Below are 18397 nucleotides of genomic sequence, written 5' to 3' on the forward strand. Positions count from 1 at the left end.
CGATAGCGTGTGCCGTCATTCGGCCAACGAGAGAACAACGCTCCCGGATAGCAATTCGTCCTCCAGCCATAGCTGATCAATCACTTGGTCCACCGTCGATGCGTTCGTGGCGACTTCCCCTGCAGGAGAGATAGCTCCGACCTCTGAGGGTCTTGCCAACGATGCATTAGGCATTGAAGCGTTCAGCATAGCAACGACGATGGCTGCTGGGATCGGCTCCTGTTGGACTTCATGCAACGTCGTGCCGAAGCGAACGAGTGCTTGGTCAATCGCTGTACCCAATGCAATCACCTTTCGTAGTCCATTTTCGTCCAAATCAACGAACTCCGGTTCCACTTCCCCCAAGCGAATCGCTCTCAATTCGTTGATGACTTGCAAAGCATCGTTGGCGGTCACTCGACCATCACCGGTTTGGTCATAGTAGACGCCGGGCCACTGCGCCACGTTCATCGGGTCCAGCAGGTCTAGAGTCGTGGCATCCGAGTAAGCATGGTTCTTTAGCTCATTGATGATGTCCAACGCGTCGCCGGCGGTCACCATACCATTGTTGTTGACGTCGCCAGGGCGAATGATGTTCTGCCAAGGAGCGGCCAAGTCGAACAGCAAAGACTGCGTCTCGGTAACACCCGCTTGAACCGCACTGCGAAGGAACCGCCCACCCTCGATGGACGTCGGTCCCATCAGCCAAGCACTGCGATCGACGAACGTGATGGTGTCGTCGACGCCACCCAAGATCGTCAAGTCGCCGGTGGCCGGACGCACGTTGAGCCACGCCTCCGAATCCAGTGTGATCGAATGAGCGTGCTGTGTACCAAGATCAATGGTGTTAAAACCCGTGATCGTGACGTTTCCATTGTCAGTGAAATCAATGGTTCCGTCGCCACCCATGATCGTCAACAAATCATCGCCTCCGCCGCCATTGAGGCGCAATTCCTGCGAGACGGTGGCTGGTAGGATGCCGCCGGAGAAGTCGATGATGAACTGATCGGCATCCGAGGTGCCGAGGATATTCAGTAGCCCGACGCTTTGATTGGGTGCCTGAAAGAGTACTTTGCCGCTGCTCTGCAGCACCAGGTCCGGTCCGTCGATTCGGAGGATGGCATCTTCGTGCGGTAAGTCAACCTGCAGATTCTGGACCGAGCTGCCATCCAAGATCGTCGCCACATAGTCTTCGACTTCGCCGTCGATCGCCGAGCCTGTCGGCGTCAAGCCTCCACTGGAACTCAGTCGGAATCTTGCAAAGGTATTGCCTGCGACAGCTCCGGCCGGTACAGCAAACGACAGAGTGTTTTGCCCCAAGTTGACTGGGACGCTGACTGCGATTTGCTCACCCGCGTCGTCCCAGGATTGGTCTTGATCAAAGTCGATCCATGCATCCAGGAATCCAGACGCGGACGCAAACACCGAGAAACTGCTGGTGGTCGCCGCATCGCTGCGAGACACCATGTCGGCGATCATAATGACGCCGTCATCGTCTGCACCATCACCATCCGCTGCATCGTCCGCCAACCCGTTGGGTTCTGAGTCGATCTGGCCGCCCAGTGTCAGCGACCCCACGGCGTGACTTGCCCCATCGGGCAACATCACCGGGTAGCCCACCGGTGCATCGCCAAAGTCCAATTCGGTTTGAAGTTCAAACGCGCCGATATCGACACCAAAACCATCGTTGCGATAGAAGCCACCGCCTCGCTGATCGGCTTGCAATACGGACAGCTCAATGTCATCGAGCCAGACCTGCAGGGCCAGCAACTCATTCTGCACGTAGAACGTCAATCGCAGCGATTCTCCCTCATGTTGCTGGAGCGTCTTGGTCACATCAAAGCCACGCGAATTGGGGCCAAGTTGTTCCACCGGATCGCCCGGCTGGGTGGAAAAGACCTCGTCGAGCAGACGGCCGGTGGAGTCTTCCAGAAAGACACGAAATCCTTGCTGAGGATCAACAAACTGGTTCGCATTGTTGATGATGCGATCGGACCACGACAACGTTGCTTCGGCAATTCCAGCGGGAACCAAAATGTCTTGATAAAGCCTTCGCGTATTCGGCCCCGTGTCTCTTAGGACGACGTCGGACGACCCGGAGATCGGCGAGTAAGGATCATCTGCGGCGAGAGTGTCGACGGTCCCATCGTTGATTTCAGCAAAACCGAGTGATGCGTCGGACGTCTCGAATGTCCATCCGGTCAAATCTGCTGTTTCGAAATCACCGTTGACCAGGAGATTCGTTGTGCCCATCGCGCCAGCGTTGATGGCCAGACTGTCATTCATCAATGCGTGTGTGGGGGTCGGCCCTCCGTTGTTGCCAAGTGCCCCGACGCCGGGTGAGTCGGAGAACACATCGTTGGCGCCCCCACTCGCGTCACCCGTTCCCAACAGGTTGTGGTCACCCGAAAAGTCACCGAGCAGATTGTTGGCCGATCCACCTGCTGTGTTTCCGGAAACGATGGAGCCGTTGATGATCTGGCTGTCCGCCGAATCATAAACACCTCCTCCATCGGTACCCGCAAAATTCTCCGTGATCGTCGACTGACTGACTGTGACCGCACCCAAAGAAGCGATCCCACCACCACGGGTATCTGCGACGTTGGACGAGATGGTGCTGCCCAGGACGTGTAGCCCGGCACCGCTGGCGTTCCATATTCCACCGCCGTCACCGGAGGGAGCTGCTGCTACGTTTCCGTAAACGGTGCTGCGGACCAGCGTCACGATACCGCCGTCGGCGTTGCCCACTCCACCACCGTCCAATGCGGCATTGGTGTGCACGTAGACTTCACGCAGAATCAGATTCTCCTCGTTGAGGATGGCGCCGCCGCGACCAAGCAGATCGTTGGAGGCAACATCGCCCCCGGTCAAAGTCACTCCGGCAATCGTCACGTTGATCAAGCCATTGGCATCTCCATCAGCAATGTGGAAATGTCGAAACCCGTCGCCGGTTTCAAATACACCATCGGAGCCAAATTGCGCATCGAGTATCAATCGATCGGCCCCGGGGCCTAACAACTTGACCGGCGATGTGATCTGCATCCCCGTGCCGTTGAGTTCGATCGTGACGGAGTCTGAGTTGAACAGTGTCGTAGCGAATGTGATCGTGTCCGCCTCCCCATCTTGATTCGCCAGATCGATCGCTTCCCGCAGGCTGACCAAGCCGTCATCGGCGACGACATCCAGACTGGTCGTTACCTCAATCGCGGCCAACAATCGGCGACTTTCCAACGTCTCCAGCATGTGTCGACGGTGACGAGTCGCACGAATTTGATTGCTCGGTTGACGTCGTTGACCAATGCGTGAATTTAGGAAACGAATGCTTGTTTTCATGACACGATCAAGGACGGGCGAAACACGAGGAAGAGGGTGACAGAGGCCCCAGTAGATCGCCTGTCATTTGCCAGACGACGTTCTCTGTCGCGATGGAGAACATCCAAGGACACAGTTTCGATGTACAAGAATACTCTGCCGCAAACCATTCGCAGCCGCGGCTGCGAAAAATCGGTGAATTCATACCGGATTACGCAGCAACGTTCTGGACCCGGCGTGGTATTTGCTACGATGAGTTGCGACGTTTCACCTCAATACGCAATGGAGATTCCTGAACGTGTCCACCTCCGCTTCCACCGATACGACGCAACTCGATCAACTCAAGCAGTTCACCAAGGTGGTTGCCGACACCGGCGACTTTGAGTCGATGCGGCAATACGCACCGCAAGATGCGACGACCAACCCCTCGCTCATCTTGGCTGCATCAGGACAAGAACAATACAGCTATCTGATCGATCAAGCGGTCAAGGAAGTCGGCAGCTCGACAGCCTCCGGTCAAAACCAGATTGACGCGACGATCAATCGGCTGTTGATCCTGTTCGGTAAAGAAATCCTCGACATCGTTCCCGGCCGAGTGTCCACCGAAGTCGACGCGAGGCTGTCATTCGACACTCAAGGCACGATCGACTTGGCCAAACATTTGATCGGACTCTACGCCGCCGAAGGCATCGAGCGAGACCGCGTGCTGATCAAGATCGCATCGACCTGGGAAGGCATCAAGGCGGCCGAGTTGCTGCAACAGGAAGGCATCCGCTGCAACCTGACCTTGCTGTTCTCCTTGCCGCAAGCCATCGCGTGCGCAGAGGCCAAGGTGCAATTGATCTCTCCGTTCGTGGGTCGCATCTACGATTGGTACAAGAAATCAACGGGCACGGATTACACCGGTGCGGATGACCCCGGCGTGCAGTCCGTCGGTCAGATTTACAACTACTACAAGAAATTCGGTTACGAGACCGAAGTCATGGGGGCCAGTTTCCGCAACACGGGCCAAATCACTGAGTTGGCCGGTTGCGATCTGCTGACGATCAGTCCCGACCTGTTGTCGCAACTGCATTCGTCCAATGAAACGATCGAGCGAAAGCTGGATCCGGCGTCTGCCAAGCAGAGCGATCTGGAAAAGATCTCTCTGGATGAAAAGACATTCCGGTTCCAGCTCAACGAAGACGCCATGGCGACCGAAAAAACCGCCGAAGGCATCCGCAAGTTCTCCGCCGACATCCGCAAGCTCGAAAAAGCAATCGCCGAGAAACTGGGTTGATGCGATATCAATCGCATCCCTCAAACGCGTCGGTGCTCAGCCACCTCCACCAAGGAACGAGACTGCTGATTGAGTGCGTTACGTTCTTACTGTGAGCCGATGGCGCTAGCCACGGGCTTCGAAGCATTTCGTCTTCACCACGAGGCCCGCCACTAGTGCCTTGCGGCTCACTCAATCAGCGTTCTCCTGCGCCGTTGACACGCATCAGGCAACTCCATCGGCAGCTATCTCACTCCGCGCTAAGCTCTTTCACGCGAATGTTCTTCCATAGCACGGTGCCTTTATTGCCCTTGTGGATCTGTAAACCAAAGAATCCTTTGGCGTAGGTTCCGTCGTCGACCCAGTGCGCGACGGGGACTCCGTTGATCCAAGTCTTCACAACATTGCCTTTCGCAGAGATCGTCAACCGATTCCAACCTTCACGATCAAGCGCCGCGCGAGCCTCAGCGTGTTCTTTCAGCCACAACGGGTAGAAATAACCGCCGCAACTCTGGCCATAGATTCCTCCCGACCAGAAACGATCCCCCGTGATGCCTTCCATCTCGGCTTGGGGGCCAAAGACGGTTTCGGAATTCTTTCCAGGCTTGGCTTGAGCGCGAAACATGACGCCGGAGTTCCCGTCGACTTCCCATTTCATGTCACAGGTAAAGACAAAGTCAGTGAAGTCGGATTTGTCCGTGCACAGATAGGTGCTCGCTGAGCCTTTGACGCATTGTCCGACCAGCATTCCGTCTTGGACCTTGAATTCGCACTCACCACCCTTGGGGGTCCAGCCGGTCAAGTCCTTGCCGTTGAACAGACTGGTGAATCCGTCCGTCACATCAGGTTCCGAATCCGTGTTCAACAGCATCGCATCCGCTTTCGGAGCGTTCTGTTGCCCTTTGTATTTTTCGAACCAACTCTTCTGCGCCGGATCGATTTCGCCTGCCGTTGCGGTCAAGGATGCCAAGCAAACCAAGATCGCCAGGACGAACGATGTGATGGGTGAACGTGTCATGATGTGAGCTTCCTGATGGAGTGGGAATCAATCGTTTTCGCTGTCGCTCAGGACGGCCATGAACGCTTTTTGGCTGATCTCGACATTGCCGATCGCCTTCATGCGTTTCTTGCCTTCCTTTTGCTTTTGCAACAGCTTGCGTTTCCGTGTGATGTCACCACCATAACACTTGGCGGTCACGTTTTTGCGCATGGCGGGGACGGTTTCTCGGGCAATCACTCGGCTGCCGATGGCGGCTTGCACGGCAACCTCGAACATGTGACGCTCGATCTCTTGCTTGAGCCGTTTGGCAACGGCGCGACCACGACGGTCAGCGTCGGCCCGGTTGCACACGACGCTCAACGCATCGACGCGTTTGCCATTGACCAAGATGTCGAGGCGGCACAAGTCGGCTGGTTCATAGCCTACCATCTCATAATCCAGCGTGCCGTATCCGCGGGTGCAACTCTTGATCTTGTCGTGCAAGTCATAGACGACTTCGGCCAACGGAATGTCGTACGTCAACATGGCACGCTGGGCGCCGAGGTATTCTTGGCTCTTTTGAATCCCGCGACGCTCTTGGCACAGTTTCATGACCGCGCCGATAAACTCACCGGGGACAATGACGTTGCATCGCACGATCGGTTGGCGAAACTCCTCGATGTCGCCGGGATCCGGAACATCCTGCGGTTTGTGAATCATCAAGGTCTCGCCACGCTTGTTGACGATCTCATACGTCACGTTGGGCGCGGTCTGGACAAGATCGATGTCGGATTCGTTCTCCAAACGCTGCTGCACGATCTCCATGTGCAGCAGTCCCAGGAACCCACAGCGAAATCCAAACCCCAACGCGTCGCTGGTTTCTGGCTCGAATTCAAAGCTCGGATCGTTGATCGCCAATCGCTCCAATGCTTCACGCAAGTCACTGAAATTTTGCCCGTCGCTGGGGAACAATCCGCAGTAAACCATCCGTTTGGGTCGCGAATAGCCGGGCAACGGTTTGGCCGCCGCATCACCAGGAATGCTGACCGTGTCGCCGATGTGAACATCACCCAAACTCTTGATATTGCAAATCAGGTAACCGACTTGGCCCGCGTGCAATTCCTCGCACGGCTGGCGGGCAGGGGCGAACTGACCCAGCTCGACGATTTCGTGGTTGGCTCCCGCACGCAGAAAGCGAATCTTTTGTCCCTTGCGAACGGTCCCCTGCATGATGCGGACATAGGTGATCGCACCACGGTAATCGTCGTAGTTGGAGTCAAACACCATGGCTTGTAACACCGCCGACGGATCGCCCGTGGGTGCAGGTACATGTTCGATGATCGCGTCGATCAGGGCTTCGACGCCCTGTCCGGTTTTTGCGCTGACGCGGATGCACTCGTCGGGATCGGTGCCGAGTGAATTCATCATCTCCTCGGCCACTTCGTCAGGCCGGGCGTAGTCCAAGTCGATCTTGTTGATCACCGGAACGATTTTCAAATCGTGTTCCATGGCTGCGAACGCATTGGCAACGGTCTGAGCCTCGACGCCTTGGAAAGCATCGACCAACAACAAAGCACCTTCACAACACGCCAGCGAACGGGAGACTTCGTATTGAAAGTCAACGTGCCCGGGCGTGTCGATCAAGTTCAGTTCGTAGTTCTGTCCGCCACGCTTGAACTTCATCACCACCGCGCGAGCTTTGATCGTGATCCCGCGTTGGCGTTCCAAATCCAAGTCGTCCAGCATCTGCGTTTTCAATTCGCGATTGCTGACGGTGCCGGTCTGTTCCAACAAACGGTCGGCGAGCGTACTCTTTCCGTGATCGATGTGGGCAATGATGCAAAAGTTTCGAATATGGGTCGTCATAGCGATTGGTTTTCTTTTCTCGCGTATCCGGCTACACCGAGGTAGCCCGCATCGGGACCGAGCGACGCAAAGCCGATCGACGTCCCGTCATAAATGTTCTCAAACGTACGTGACTTGAACTCTTCGCGAATGCTCTGCAAGAACCGCTGTCCGATCGGGCAATCGTCTCCGCCAAAGTCCATCGCGCCGCCCAAAGCAATGATGCCCGGGTCCACCGCGTGGACCAACGTCGTGATCCCGATGCCCAGCCATCTTGCCGTTTCATCGATGATCTCCAAAGCCAGCTTGTCGCCTTCGTTCTTCGCCGCCTCATAAATCTTCTTGGCCGTCAACTCGCTGTCCGAGCTGCCCAGCAAACCGCTCAAGCAACTCTCGGCACCCTCGGTCAACCGCTGACGGGTCCGCAACACGACGGCACTGGCCGACGCATAAGCCTCCAAGTGCCCGCGGCCGCCACCCCACACGCACAATTGCGCGGTCGGCGAGGGGTCGACGATCATATGGCCGCATTCGCTGCCGCAACTGTTCACCCCGTTGACCAATTCGCCGTCGATCACGATCCCGCCGCCAACGCCGGTGCCCAGTGTCAACAAGACCATCGACTCGGCATGGCGTCCGGTTCCCAGCCAAAATTCTCCAAACGCCGCCGCGTTGGCGTCGTTCAAGAACGAGACCGGTCGACCGGTCGCCTCGCCCACCGCGTCGCGAATATTGAATCCCCACCAGGATGGTAGTTGGGGCGGCGCGACCAACAAGCCTTTGGGCAGGTCCATCGGGCCGGGAGCCCCCAAGCCAATCTGTGGGACTTGGCCTACAATTCCAAGCGCCGACTCCGTTTTCGAGATGATGTCCGCGATCCGAGCCACGGCCGCAGACGCCCCCTCGGCTTCCCGAGTGGGTATCTTTTCGTACGCTACCGTCCGACCCAAATCGTCGACCAACCCGAGTTTGATCCCGGTCCCGCCGACATCGACACCCCAAAAGTAAGGGGCTTGAGCGTGTGAGATTTCGAGGAGTTGGGGTAGCGACATGGTCGTTGGGTTCCGCAGCGTCAATGGTATCGTCGGTCCGGCCTCTCCGGTACGGCATTCGTCAGGGAATCTTTCCGCGCCGGAGTATAGAAACGCGTGGAAATTGCCACAACGAGATCAATTACATGAAAGTCGTCTTTTTGACCGCTGGCGCCGCCGGGATGTATTGCGGCAGTTGCATGCATGACAACGCATTGGCCAAAGCACTTCGTGATCTCGGCGTCGATTGCGTCCTGCAACCGGTCTACACCCCGATCCGGACCGATGAAGATAGCATTGCGGACGCCCATGTCTTTTTCGGTGGCATCCACGTCTACTTGCTCCAACAGATGCCCTGGCTGCGTTTCGTGCCGGGCCCCCTCCGCCGTGTCCTGGACTGGCCTCCACTGCTGAACTTTGCCACACGCCGTGTCGCCTCCACCGATCCAGGAAAACTCGGCGAGCTGTCCCTGTCCATGCTCCGCGGCGTTCACGGCCGTCAAGCCGACGAGTTTCGACGGCTGGTCGACTGGATGGCGGACGAAATGAAACCCGACGCGGTGATCTTTAGCAATCTGCTGATTGGCGGAGGGATCCCCGAACTGAAGTCGCGGTTGCCCGACACCAAACTGATCGTGCTGCTGCAGGGCGACGATATCTTTCTAGATCACTTGCACCCGGAAACCAGACAGCAAGCGATCGAGCTGTGCACGGAGCTGATCGTCTCGCTCGATCACGCTTGCGCCCACAGCCAGTTCTACGCGAACAAGATGGGCGAGCTGCTGCAGATCCCACACGAAAAACGCGTCGTCTCGCGACTCTCCATCGACACCTCTGCATTCCACCCCATCGCGAACGATGATCCGGCCGCGTCGAATCAGGCAGAATCAAATCCGTCGGATTCCTCACCTAAACCGTTTCGCTTAGGCTACCTCGCTCGTATCGCTCCCGAGAAAGGTTTCCACCGGCTGGTCGATGCGTTCTTGCAAATCGCAAAGGATCCTGCAATGGATCACGTGCAATTGCATGCCGCCGGCTGGTTGGGTGAAAACAACCGAGCGTACTTTCAGTCGCAACTCAAGCGTCTGGAGCAAGCCGGAGTTGCCGACCGATTCGAGCATCACGGCAGCCCCGATCTGAAGCAGAAGATCGATTATCTGCGATCGCTGGATCTGCTGTGTGTCCCGACCGAGTACGAGGACCCCAAAGGGCTGTTCGTGCTGGAGTCGCTCGCAGCGGGCACTCCGGTCGTGATGCCCGATCACGGCGCGTTCAGCGAACTGATCCGCAGCACGGGCGGAGGAATCTTGGTTCCACCGGGAGACACCGACGCGTTGTGTTCATCGATTCGAGAACTCGTACTGGACACTCCACGTCGTAGGCAACTGGCACGTGAAGGCCGAGAAGCGGTCCAGGAAAAACACTCCATCCAATCCGCCGCCCAAGCACTCCGAGACCTGATCGCAAGCTAAGGGCGTAAGGGTAATAAGTGTCACGAAATTTACGTAGCAATCATCGCTCCGCGTGATTTTTGCAAAGAGCCAGGACGCTAATTTTTCGCACGTCCCGAAGGGACCGAACATGAAAGCCCAGGGCAGAGCGCAGCGCCGCCCTGGGGCTATTTTGTCTTGTCCCTTCGGGACGGATTCGATGACGTCCCTTGCAAGCGGTTTTCGGGTCGTCGGGGACAGGGTTGTCGGGAACACAGCACTTCACTGATTGCCGGGCGGGAATCACCGTGTTGACGCCCAAACCTGATTTTGTTTCTCATCGGTCCCGGGCACCGAACGCAACTCTCGGAGTCGGCAATTCCGCGAAGTTTGTCCAACGTCAGCGGCAGAGAGAAAAGTGATCTGTTAAATCCGATCGATGGGACCTATGGGACTTCTAGGACCGATGTGTCTTATTGGTCGTATTTGTCCTATTGCTCCCATTCAATTTGATCAGACGGAATCTCGCAGATGAATACCGATGTGAAATGCCATACGCCGCAACTCTCCTCGGTTGCAGCGACCGAAGCGGCTGGGGATTTCGGCAAATTGCGGGCGGTGTGTCCAGTGGGGCCGCGACTGATCAATCTGCGACCGCAGCAGGAGGCCGCTGCCGACGTGTAACGGTGTGCGTCAGCAATCGATTTGCGAGTCACGCGGAACGTGCGGGAAAGAGGTGTCACGAAATCCACGTAGCAATCATCGCTCCGCGTGATTGTTGCAAGGAGCCAGGACGCTGGTTTTCCGCACGTCCCGAAGGGGCCGAACATGAAAGCCCAGGGCAGAGCGCAGCGCCGCCCTGAGCAACCTGATTGCTGGGCGGGAATCTTCGTTTCGACGCCCAAACCTGATTTGTTTCTCGTCGGTCCCAGGCACGGAACGCAACTCTCGGAGTCGGCAATTCCGCGAGGTTTGTCCAACCTGGGCGGCATAAGAGTTTTGTCAATCTACGTTCGATGTTCACGGCTGACGCGTCGATCCGCGTGCTGACTCAAGCTGGGTGAGCGGAGGATCTTGGCAAAAAATGAAGCTCGACAAAGCACGAAACAATCGGGGCTTTCCCTGAAAGCGCAAATCGCGCTTCGTCGGGACTCTATTGCTCGCTAGAATTCCCAATTCGAAGCAGCCACTCATTGTAGGGCGTCTGTCGAAATCATTGAAATACGTAGTCATTGAAATACGGAGTGCCGGATGTCTCAGATGGCTTTGCGATTCACGGTTTTGTTCATCGTGCTAATTCATCATGGCGTCAGCCTTGCAGACCAACCGGCTCAAATTGATCGAGTCACTTCAGAAAAAGCGATTTCTCGTGGGTTGATTTATCTGATCGACAGACAAAACCGTAACGGTAGTTGGTCTCTTCAGGGGCACGGGACGGATGTCCTGCTGCACAGCGACAGCGCAGCAACTGGATTATGTTTGCTCGCGTTTCTTGAGGCGCCAAACTCAATGCGGCAGAAGCACGATGCGGTCATTCAGTCCGGTATTGAGTACTTGGTCAACGTTCAAGACGAGGAAGGGAACCTATACGGAAGTGAAAATGATGTCTCGGACAATAGCGTAGCATTTTACAGCCACGCCATCGCGACGCGAGCTCTGTGCGATGCCTTGAGGATTCGCAAAGACCCAGCATTGGAGTCACCTGCTCAACGCGCAATCGACTACATCGCAGCCAGCCAGCATCGAATGAGGGGAGGGTGGCGATACACGCCACAGAAAAGCTCCGATACGAGCGTGACTTGTCAGATGGCGTTGGCCTGTGCTGCTGCCAAACGGGCAGACGTGCAGGTGCCGGCCGCAATTGATGAGGGGTTATTGCGGTGGATCAAGTTTTGTGAGATGCCCGGAACCCCGCAGCAGTATCGCTACAACCCTTTTGCACCCGACACAGACACGCAACGTCATGGACGCTGGCCGTCGCCGTGCATGACGGCCGCAGGTGGGCTCATTCGCTTGTACGCGAACGGCAACATCCCCGACCAGCGGGACCGATCAAGTAGTGAGTTCATATTTCAATACCTTCCACAATTTCGTGTTCGGAGCTCGCCGCGCCGCGATGTCTACTATTGGTACCTTTCAACACTCTTTATGAACCGAATCGGTGGCGAATATGCGAAGCGATGGCAAGACACATTGCTGCCTATGCTGTTGAATTCACAAGTTCGCACGGCAGCAGACACCAGCGGAGAACCGGGAGCAAGTTGGCAGATCGATTATCCAGATCCAGATCGTTGGGGCATGCATGCCGGGCCAATCTATTTGACAGCGATGCACGTCCTAACGATTGAGTCCATCATCGATCAACGTTGGCCGAGCACGCCTGAGTGAGAATCAGGAGCTGAGCATCCACCTCACCGTTAGGCAAACCGAATGCGAGGATCCCGGGGGCGTCGAAATCAATCACCATGATGCGTCCCTCTTCCCGGACCTTCTCTAACGCCAATACACTTTGGTGACAAAGCCGACTCGGGGAACGTTATCGTGAAAGTGGCTAAAGTGAAGACAGGCACGGGCCAAAACTCGCATTCTTGAGCCGATCTGCGCCACACCGAAGTGAACTGCGGACTGCTGGCAGCGAGACTCTGAAGTCGGCCGCCGGTAGACGGAATTGGATCGACCGAAGTCGCGTCGGTCTCCGTCACCTCCTTCACGAAGGCGATCGCGCAAGCCCGAGCGGTTTGTCCAACCTCAGTGGGAGAAAGAAAAGAGATCTGTCAAATCCGACAGATGGGACCTTTGGGACTCTTAGGACCGATGGGGCTTATTGGTCACATTTGTCCTATTGGTCCTACTCAACTTGGTCTGACGGAATCTCGCCGATGAATGCCGATGTGAAATGCCATACGCCGCAACTCTCCTCGGTTGCATCGTCCTCGCTCAGTTCGGTCTGGCGAAGAACTGCAGCGGTTGCTGCCCCGATTGCCGACCGACGCGAGTTCTGCGGTAGCCGACCGAGTTGATTCGGTTTCATCGACTGGTGCATAAAATGTCCGGCGACCCGAAGTCGGCCGCCGGAGCATGGAAGTGGGTAACTATGAATGATGATCAGCCCCCCTGCAGGAATTACACAACCATCGAAAACGTAGGCGAAACGGAAGTATCTGACGCGGTATGTGCAGTCTTGGGTGCAGCAAATAACAGCGAAGATTCACTTCGCGAACTGATCTCGATTCGGGAATGTGTTTCGCCCGATATTCGGCAGGAGATCCTTTCGATCGCACATGTGGGACAATGCAAGTCAAACCGTGAGTGAGAAACGCAGCACGGCTGAACTTGATGCTTCAAACACTGAGCATCACTTTGCTACTGGTTTGACGGCGCTGCTGACGTCGAACTGTCGGGTTCGTCTGGATAGCTACCGTACACAGCCATTTTCCATAGATCGCTGCCATAGGCCTCTTTGACAACTGACATTCGCATTACGTCGGTTGTGCCGTCCGCGATTCGCAATCCCATCAGATCTCGAACACGATCGCCGAGGTCGACGTCTCGGCTGTAGCCCATAGCGCCGTGGGCTCGCATTGCTGCATCGCATGCCGACAAGGCGATTTCAACGCCTTCGGCTTTCAAGCCGTTGATTAACGAACTGGCCGCTTCATAGTCGCCATTGTCCAACAACTGAGCCGATTCTCGAGCAAGTGCCATCGCCATCAGCAGCTTGGTGTGATACTCGCCCAGCGGCTGCTGTAGGTGCGTGAATCGACCGATTGGGGCGTAGAAAGCTTTTCGCGTCTTGAGACGTTCTGACATCCGGTTCAACGCGGTTTCGCCGCATCCGATCGCGGCGGCGGCTTGCATCAATCTCCAGTAAAGGAAATGCTCCGTGAAGATCTTTCCGCCCTCGCCGTCTTGACCGATTAAATGATCGCCGCTGACAAACATGTCATCGAACTCCAGTCCACCGAATGAATTGCCTGTCAAACCGTGTGCGTAGCGATCGACCACCCTCAATCCAGGATGGTCAATGGGAATGAGAAAAGCTGAACGCTTTCCAGTGTGCTCTGGGTCATCGGCTGCCAACGTATAAAGCACGACGTGCGTAGCTTGTCGCAAACGCGCATTCCACAGCTTGCGTCCTGTCAGCTTGAAGCCACGCTCATATCGCACCGCTTTGCTTTGCATCTCCTTGGGGTTCGATCCCGCCATCGGCTCAGTGATCGAAACCGCAACATATGCTTCGCCTGCGACGATTTGCTCCAAGACCTTTCGTGCAATCGGAGAGTCGGACTTTACCAGTGGCCGAGCATGTGCCGCCCCCACGACATCACGCAGGTTTAAATTGATCTTTCCGCAGTGCCGAAACAGCTCGATAGTTTCGGTTGCCAAGTAACCACCGCCGCCAATACCCGTCGGCAAATCAACGCCAGGCAAGCCGAACTCGGCCCCCTCTCGCCGCCATGTGTTCGGCGATGTCAGCTCACCCGATGACCGCAATCTTTCGGCGAGTTTGTCTATCTTCGCTTTCAAGTTTTCAACCCGTGACTCGACGCTCCTGCTACCCTCCGCTGTTTCGGGCAATAACCGAACGGTGAATACAGTGTTAAGTTCGTAGGTCCGTTTCGACTTGTCTAAACCATCTGGCACACGAAAGAACACCTGCTGCTTAGTTGCAGTTGGCACGCCTCGAAACTCCACATCGAACATCCTTTTCTTTAGAGGCTTGCCAGGGTCGATGTATTGAATCCGGCCCGCGTTGTTCGTCTTCAGTAGCACAAAATGGCGGCCGAGGACCTTTCCGTCCTCGGTAGTCACCGTGTAAGCCAGGACCTTGAGTTCACCCGGGGCCGTGGTGAGGTCAGGCCCTGCGGTTTCAGACCATTTCTCGCCCAACGCGGCGTGAGGACTATTCGGCGCTGATAATGTGGATATCGCCACCGATGCCTTGGCCAAATCATCGCAAAGATAATCCAGCAGGATGACCATTCGGTCGTTACTGATTCGTCCTTGCAGCAGTTCCGGCTTCGATTGGAATACACGCAATGCGGTCCGGTGAGGGTAGGGATCCAAGGGGACACCGGACATAGCTCGTAGGCCTTGCGATGCGATCAAAGCGGCGGAGATCGGACACGCCCCACCGCCCTTGCAGTCGATCAGTTGGTCCAGTTCGCCCTGAGCCACCAGCACTGGAGTTGCCTCGGAGTGGCCTCGCTGAACTTTTTCCAGGGATTCGTTGGGATGCAAGAAGACCGATTGCGGGTCAAGTAGACGTGCAGTGTCGTCCGCAGAACAAATAGCCGAATTCCCGGCACAGAAGATGAAAACGAATAGTAGAGCTAGTGATCGCATTGGATTCTTTCGTCGCTTGGTAGGGGGCAATTGAGCTGATGTCCATTCGGTTGCGGCTGGCTGTTTTGGCCTCAACCCAAGATCATGATTATTGATTGGTTTGATTTAGCGTGCTGAACCTATTTCAGATTCAGGAAGGCCTTTATGTCGTCGGCGTGGTGAGTAAAGCAGTGATCGGCGTGGGCAATCCAATCGTCTCCCTTGGATGTCTTGTCCATCGGAAGATAGGTGTCTGACTCAAAGTTCAGTCGAAGCACACTCGTCGCGTGCATCGGATTCTGGCCAAGCATAAGACACAACGAACTATGGGCGTTTTGAGATTGCAGCTCGAGTATCAAGTCAACCAACTTCCCGCTTTGCCAACGGGTCATCAGGCCCCAGCCCTGCAGCCACTTCCACACACGTGTCCACCGGGGCACTTCAGACCGAGGGTAAAACTGGCGCGATGTTCCGGTTCCAATTGAGAGCACCCTGATGTTCTCAAAGGGAATTCCAAGGCGGTAATTCGCATCAATTGCAGCAACCATGCTTGGGTTGTTTGCCCACAGTCCACCATCAACGAGCTCGTAGCTGTCGACGATACGAGGATCGAAGTAGGTGGGGGCTGAGCACGACGCTAGTACGGCATCACTTACCCGGACTTTGGGATCACGACAAAATCCCTGGTCATAGCGAGATTTGAGCACATGGACCTTGCCATTGCTAATGTCAACCGATGGGATAATCAGCGGGCTGGTAACTTGCCCGAGTAGCGTTTCACCCAGCTTTTCGTCCAACAATTTCTTGAGCTCGACGCTCGAGTAGCGGCTCGTGAACAGCTTAAACGGATCAACCAATGCCCTTTTGCGGGGCTTGAAGATGATGTTCCCATGATCCTTGTAAAAATCGAGCAGGGCTTCTGCTCGCAAACCACAAGCAAGTCCGGCAGCGAGAATCGATCCGGTGCTGGTTCCGGCAAATAATTTGAATGTCCCTTTCCACTGGATCCCAAATTGATCTTCCATTTTGGCGAGAATATGAGCGGCGAATATCCCACGATACCCTCCCCCATCTATCGAGAGAATGTAGAAGTTGTCGTTCATCACTTTCGTCTTCCAATTAGCTTTTCGAGTTTTCGACGCCTGCGTCGGCGGTCTGTAGCAGGCATGAATGCACTTATGACTTTGATGTGGTCTTGCTGGAGACACCACGAGAGAATCCCAACCAGCTCGATGCCGAACTCGCAGGGCTTAAGGCACTTGGACAGTTCCTTCAGATTTCCGTAGTGACAATCCCGTATCGAAATCCCTGATCCACAATGGCACTCAACCTGACGTTCGATGTTTTTGTCCGCCAATATTTTCAACAAGCGTAGGGTTGGCTCAATCTCGGTGCCGAATCTCGTTTGGTAGTAGGCGAGGATTCCTTCATATCCGTGAGCCAGCTCCCCAAACGGGAGCGTCCCATGCTGTTCGCGATATTGAAAGTTAATGAGGAACGGGAGAACCAAATTTGACACGTATCCGTTTAGCGTTGGGTCGCCACGAAAGACCCGAACGACTTCGACTGGTGCAGCAAGGCATAGTTCTTGGGAGTCCGTAAACTTGTGAAATGAATCCGGAATCTTTGCGCTAGTCTCCTTCGCGGTCGGAGGCGTTGCCGGATACGACGCTGGGACCGCAACGGCGATTTGGTATTGGCCTTGAACTGGCTTGCCGTCGACCTGTGTGCCAAAGGACAGTTGGCCATCGAGCAGGTAACCACCATCACTTGCCATCGAGAGCTGGAAAGTGGGATATCTGAGCTGCAAGGTTTTAAACTGACTGAAGACTAGCTCTGCCAGCGCTTCGGTGGTTAGTTTCCCCACGGCTGTGACCGCACGGTAGGTGTATTCACTATCGGCGTCGCGACGCTTGATTTAGCTGGAACCAAGAGCGTTGGAACTGATGCGTAACCCGCCGTACGTTTGGCAAGCTTTTTCATTGCCGCGTTGGCGGGACGCTCCCCGTACGCATTGGTGATTACTGCGCCAACCTTGTCAAAGCCAGATTCCGTGAGCAAGTAGGTATGCTCGTGCTCAACTTGACGAAGCCAAGCGTCGAACACCTCGGCTTTCCTCGGTTCTTCCTCCCACTTGTCGGCAAAGTTCTCGAGCGGATTCACCGGGTTGGGAACCCACAAAACCCCCTGCCGATCCTCGATCCAACTGCGCATCTTGGGAACAACATTTAGCATCGCGACACCGAGGTCGGATTCATTGTCATAGGCCTGTGCCGCAAGCGTCGTGATGATGACTGATATTGGTCGATCGTCATCGTCACCAAAATTGACATCGCGATGGCGTTTCAGGAGCTGAACAAGGCGCTGCAAGGGAGTCCGTACTTCAAAGTCCTCTATCTCGGAGACTTCCGCCGCTCGCTTGGTCATGGCGAGCGATGACTTAAGTTGCTCCAGTTGCACCTCCATCCGTTCGCGGAAGAATTTCCCGTATCCGCTTGGATTGCTTCGGGTTGGATCATTCTTTAACGATGACAGCGGGGGCCAACCAGTCGCGTATTCCGGCGTCATTGAATCAGTAATTCGGATCGAATCCTTGATCCATTCGTTTTTCACATTGGCGGTCAAGGCATCAAGGCTGAGTGCCTCAACATCGGGGATCGCAGGGAGGACATCCAAATGAAAATGGGAAGTATCGGTGTATTGAATGGTCCAACAACGACGCCCGCCTTCTCTTGGTTCAATCATCTCTCGGTATCGACTGCTGGGACTCAATAAGCGATCGCCGACTAACTCTTTAAGCTCCTTCGGCACCAATCCCGCTGGCGGCGCCCGAAGGAGGAAAACGGAGTCGACATCGTATTCCCCACCGTTGATCGGTCGTGTCGCCGTACCGAGCGCAAACGATCCCTGTGGATAAACGAGTGGGTCGTAGTCTGCTAAACGGGGATCCTCTCCTAAAAATTCGCCGACTGCTTGGTAACGGCTTTTCGCGTCTTGGTATTTAGACGCGGGCACATCCAACTCATCGGACGTGTCCTCCAGTACGCGAGTCAATTCTCTAAAACGCCTCTGATTGCTCATTACATTGTTCCCTATTCAGTCGCCCAACTCGGACGAGCAGGTTGACAAAGTTTCACATTCGTCCCGAGAATGGCGTCAAATTAGGGCCAATCCGGCTCAACGCAGCCATGCTGGCGACCTACCGGCACTGCGTCTTTTGCTGACCAGCAACGGAGCT

12 protein-coding genes are annotated in these 18397 nt (G+C 55.5%); 4 read left to right on the top strand and 8 right to left on the bottom strand.

Features of this window, described 5'->3' with window-relative positions:
- Nucleotides 1-15: 15 nt before the first annotated feature.
- A complete protein-coding gene (locus tag Pla52nx_RS00500; RefSeq protein WP_146521864.1) occupies nt 16-3312 on the bottom strand; it encodes a GEVED domain-containing protein in 3297 nt (1098 codons plus the stop codon).
- Nucleotides 3313-3589: 277 nt separating this feature from the next.
- On the opposite strand from Pla52nx_RS00500, the gene tal reads away from it, so the two are divergent.
- Nucleotides 3590-4570 carry a transaldolase gene (gene tal / locus Pla52nx_RS00505; RefSeq protein ID WP_146521863.1) on the top strand — a complete coding sequence of 327 codons (981 nt, stop codon included), beginning with the start codon at nt 3590-3592 and terminating at the stop codon, nt 4568-4570.
- A gap of 229 nt (nt 4571-4799) precedes the next feature.
- On the opposite strand, the gene Pla52nx_RS00510 is transcribed toward tal, so the two are convergent.
- From Pla52nx_RS00510 to Pla52nx_RS00520, 3 genes are read right to left on the bottom strand one after another with little or no spacing between them, the layout of a single operon-like run.
- On the bottom strand, nt 4800-5567 hold the full coding sequence (locus Pla52nx_RS00510; RefSeq protein ID WP_146521862.1) for a 3-keto-disaccharide hydrolase: 768 nt from the start codon (nt 5565-5567) through the stop codon (nt 4800-4802).
- 27 nt (nt 5568-5594) lie between these two features.
- Nucleotides 5595-7394, bottom strand: a complete 1800-nt coding sequence (gene lepA / locus Pla52nx_RS00515; RefSeq protein ID WP_146521861.1) for a translation elongation factor 4 — start codon at nt 7392-7394, stop codon at nt 5595-5597.
- Nucleotides 7391-8425: an ROK family protein gene (locus Pla52nx_RS00520; RefSeq protein WP_146521860.1), complete on the bottom strand. Its 1035-nt coding sequence runs from the start codon at nt 8423-8425 to the stop codon at nt 7391-7393. Before Pla52nx_RS00520 ends, lepA begins: the two co-directional genes overlap by 4 nt.
- Before the next feature lie 125 nt (nt 8426-8550).
- On the opposite strand from Pla52nx_RS00520, the gene Pla52nx_RS00525 reads away from it, so the two are divergent.
- From Pla52nx_RS00525 to Pla52nx_RS00535, 3 genes are all read left to right on the top strand, one after another.
- A complete protein-coding gene (locus Pla52nx_RS00525) occupies nt 8551-9876 on the top strand; it encodes a glycosyltransferase family 4 protein (RefSeq protein ID WP_146521859.1) in 1326 nt (441 codons plus the stop codon).
- Between the two features lie 489 nt (nt 9877-10365).
- Complete coding sequence (locus tag Pla52nx_RS00530) at nt 10366-10518, top strand: hypothetical protein (RefSeq protein ID WP_197454857.1); 153 nt, start codon at nt 10366-10368, stop codon at nt 10516-10518.
- A gap of 567 nt (nt 10519-11085) precedes the next feature.
- Complete coding sequence (locus tag Pla52nx_RS00535) at nt 11086-12222, top strand: prenyltransferase/squalene oxidase repeat-containing protein (RefSeq protein ID WP_146521858.1); 1137 nt, start codon at nt 11086-11088, stop codon at nt 12220-12222.
- Between the two features lie 460 nt (nt 12223-12682).
- On the opposite strand, the gene Pla52nx_RS00540 is transcribed toward Pla52nx_RS00535, so the two are convergent.
- From Pla52nx_RS00540 to Pla52nx_RS00555, 4 genes are all read right to left on the bottom strand, one after another.
- Nucleotides 12683-12865 carry a hypothetical protein gene (locus tag Pla52nx_RS00540; protein WP_146521857.1) on the bottom strand — a complete coding sequence of 61 codons (183 nt, stop codon included), beginning with the start codon at nt 12863-12865 and terminating at the stop codon, nt 12683-12685.
- A gap of 332 nt (nt 12866-13197) precedes the next feature.
- Nucleotides 13198-15180: an acyl-CoA dehydrogenase family protein gene (locus tag Pla52nx_RS00545; protein ID WP_146521856.1), complete on the bottom strand. Its 1983-nt coding sequence runs from the start codon at nt 15178-15180 to the stop codon at nt 13198-13200.
- A gap of 119 nt (nt 15181-15299) precedes the next feature.
- Nucleotides 15300-16262 (bottom strand): CBASS cGAMP-activated phospholipase, encoded by a 963-nt coding sequence (locus tag Pla52nx_RS00550; RefSeq protein WP_146521855.1) that lies wholly within the window; start codon nt 16260-16262, stop codon nt 15300-15302.
- 751 nt (nt 16263-17013) lie between these two features.
- Entirely contained in the window at nt 17014-18240 is a 1227-nt protein-coding gene (locus tag Pla52nx_RS00555) for a nucleotidyltransferase domain-containing protein (RefSeq protein ID WP_146521854.1), read from the bottom strand.
- Between the last annotated feature and the right edge of the window lie 157 nt (nt 18241-18397).

The organism is Stieleria varia (assembly GCF_038443385.1).
Taxonomy (GTDB): domain Bacteria; phylum Planctomycetota; class Planctomycetia; order Pirellulales; family Pirellulaceae; genus Stieleria; species Stieleria varia.

Bases quoted from the DNA above. Each gene is read 5' to 3' on its own strand.
- Pla52nx_RS00545 (WP_146521856.1), bottom strand. From the start codon at position 15,180: ATGCGATCACTAGCTCTACTATTCGTTTTCATCTTCTGTGCCGGGAAT.
- lepA (WP_146521861.1), bottom strand. From the start codon at position 7,394: ATGACGACCCATATTCGAAACTTTTGCATCATTGCCCACATCGATCAC.
- Pla52nx_RS00510 (WP_146521862.1), bottom strand. From the start codon at position 5,567: ATGACACGTTCACCCATCACATCGTTCGTCCTGGCGATCTTGGTTTGC.
- Pla52nx_RS00525 (WP_146521859.1), top strand. From the start codon at position 8,551: ATGAAAGTCGTCTTTTTGACCGCTGGCGCCGCCGGGATGTATTGCGGC.
- Pla52nx_RS00550 (WP_146521855.1), bottom strand. From the start codon at position 16,262: ATGAACGACAACTTCTACATTCTCTCGATAGATGGGGGAGGGTATCGT.
- Pla52nx_RS00555 (WP_146521854.1), bottom strand. From the start codon at position 18,240: ATGAGCAATCAGAGGCGTTTTAGAGAATTGACTCGCGTACTGGAGGAC.
- Pla52nx_RS00535 (WP_146521858.1), top strand. From the start codon at position 11,086: ATGTCTCAGATGGCTTTGCGATTCACGGTTTTGTTCATCGTGCTAATT.
- Pla52nx_RS00530 (WP_197454857.1), top strand. From the start codon at position 10,366: ATGAATACCGATGTGAAATGCCATACGCCGCAACTCTCCTCGGTTGCA.
- Pla52nx_RS00500 (WP_146521864.1), bottom strand. From the start codon at position 3,312: ATGAAAACAAGCATTCGTTTCCTAAATTCACGCATTGGTCAACGACGT.
- Pla52nx_RS00540 (WP_146521857.1), bottom strand. From the start codon at position 12,865: ATGAAACCGAATCAACTCGGTCGGCTACCGCAGAACTCGCGTCGGTCG.
- Pla52nx_RS00520 (WP_146521860.1), bottom strand. From the start codon at position 8,425: ATGTCGCTACCCCAACTCCTCGAAATCTCACACGCTCAAGCCCCTTAC.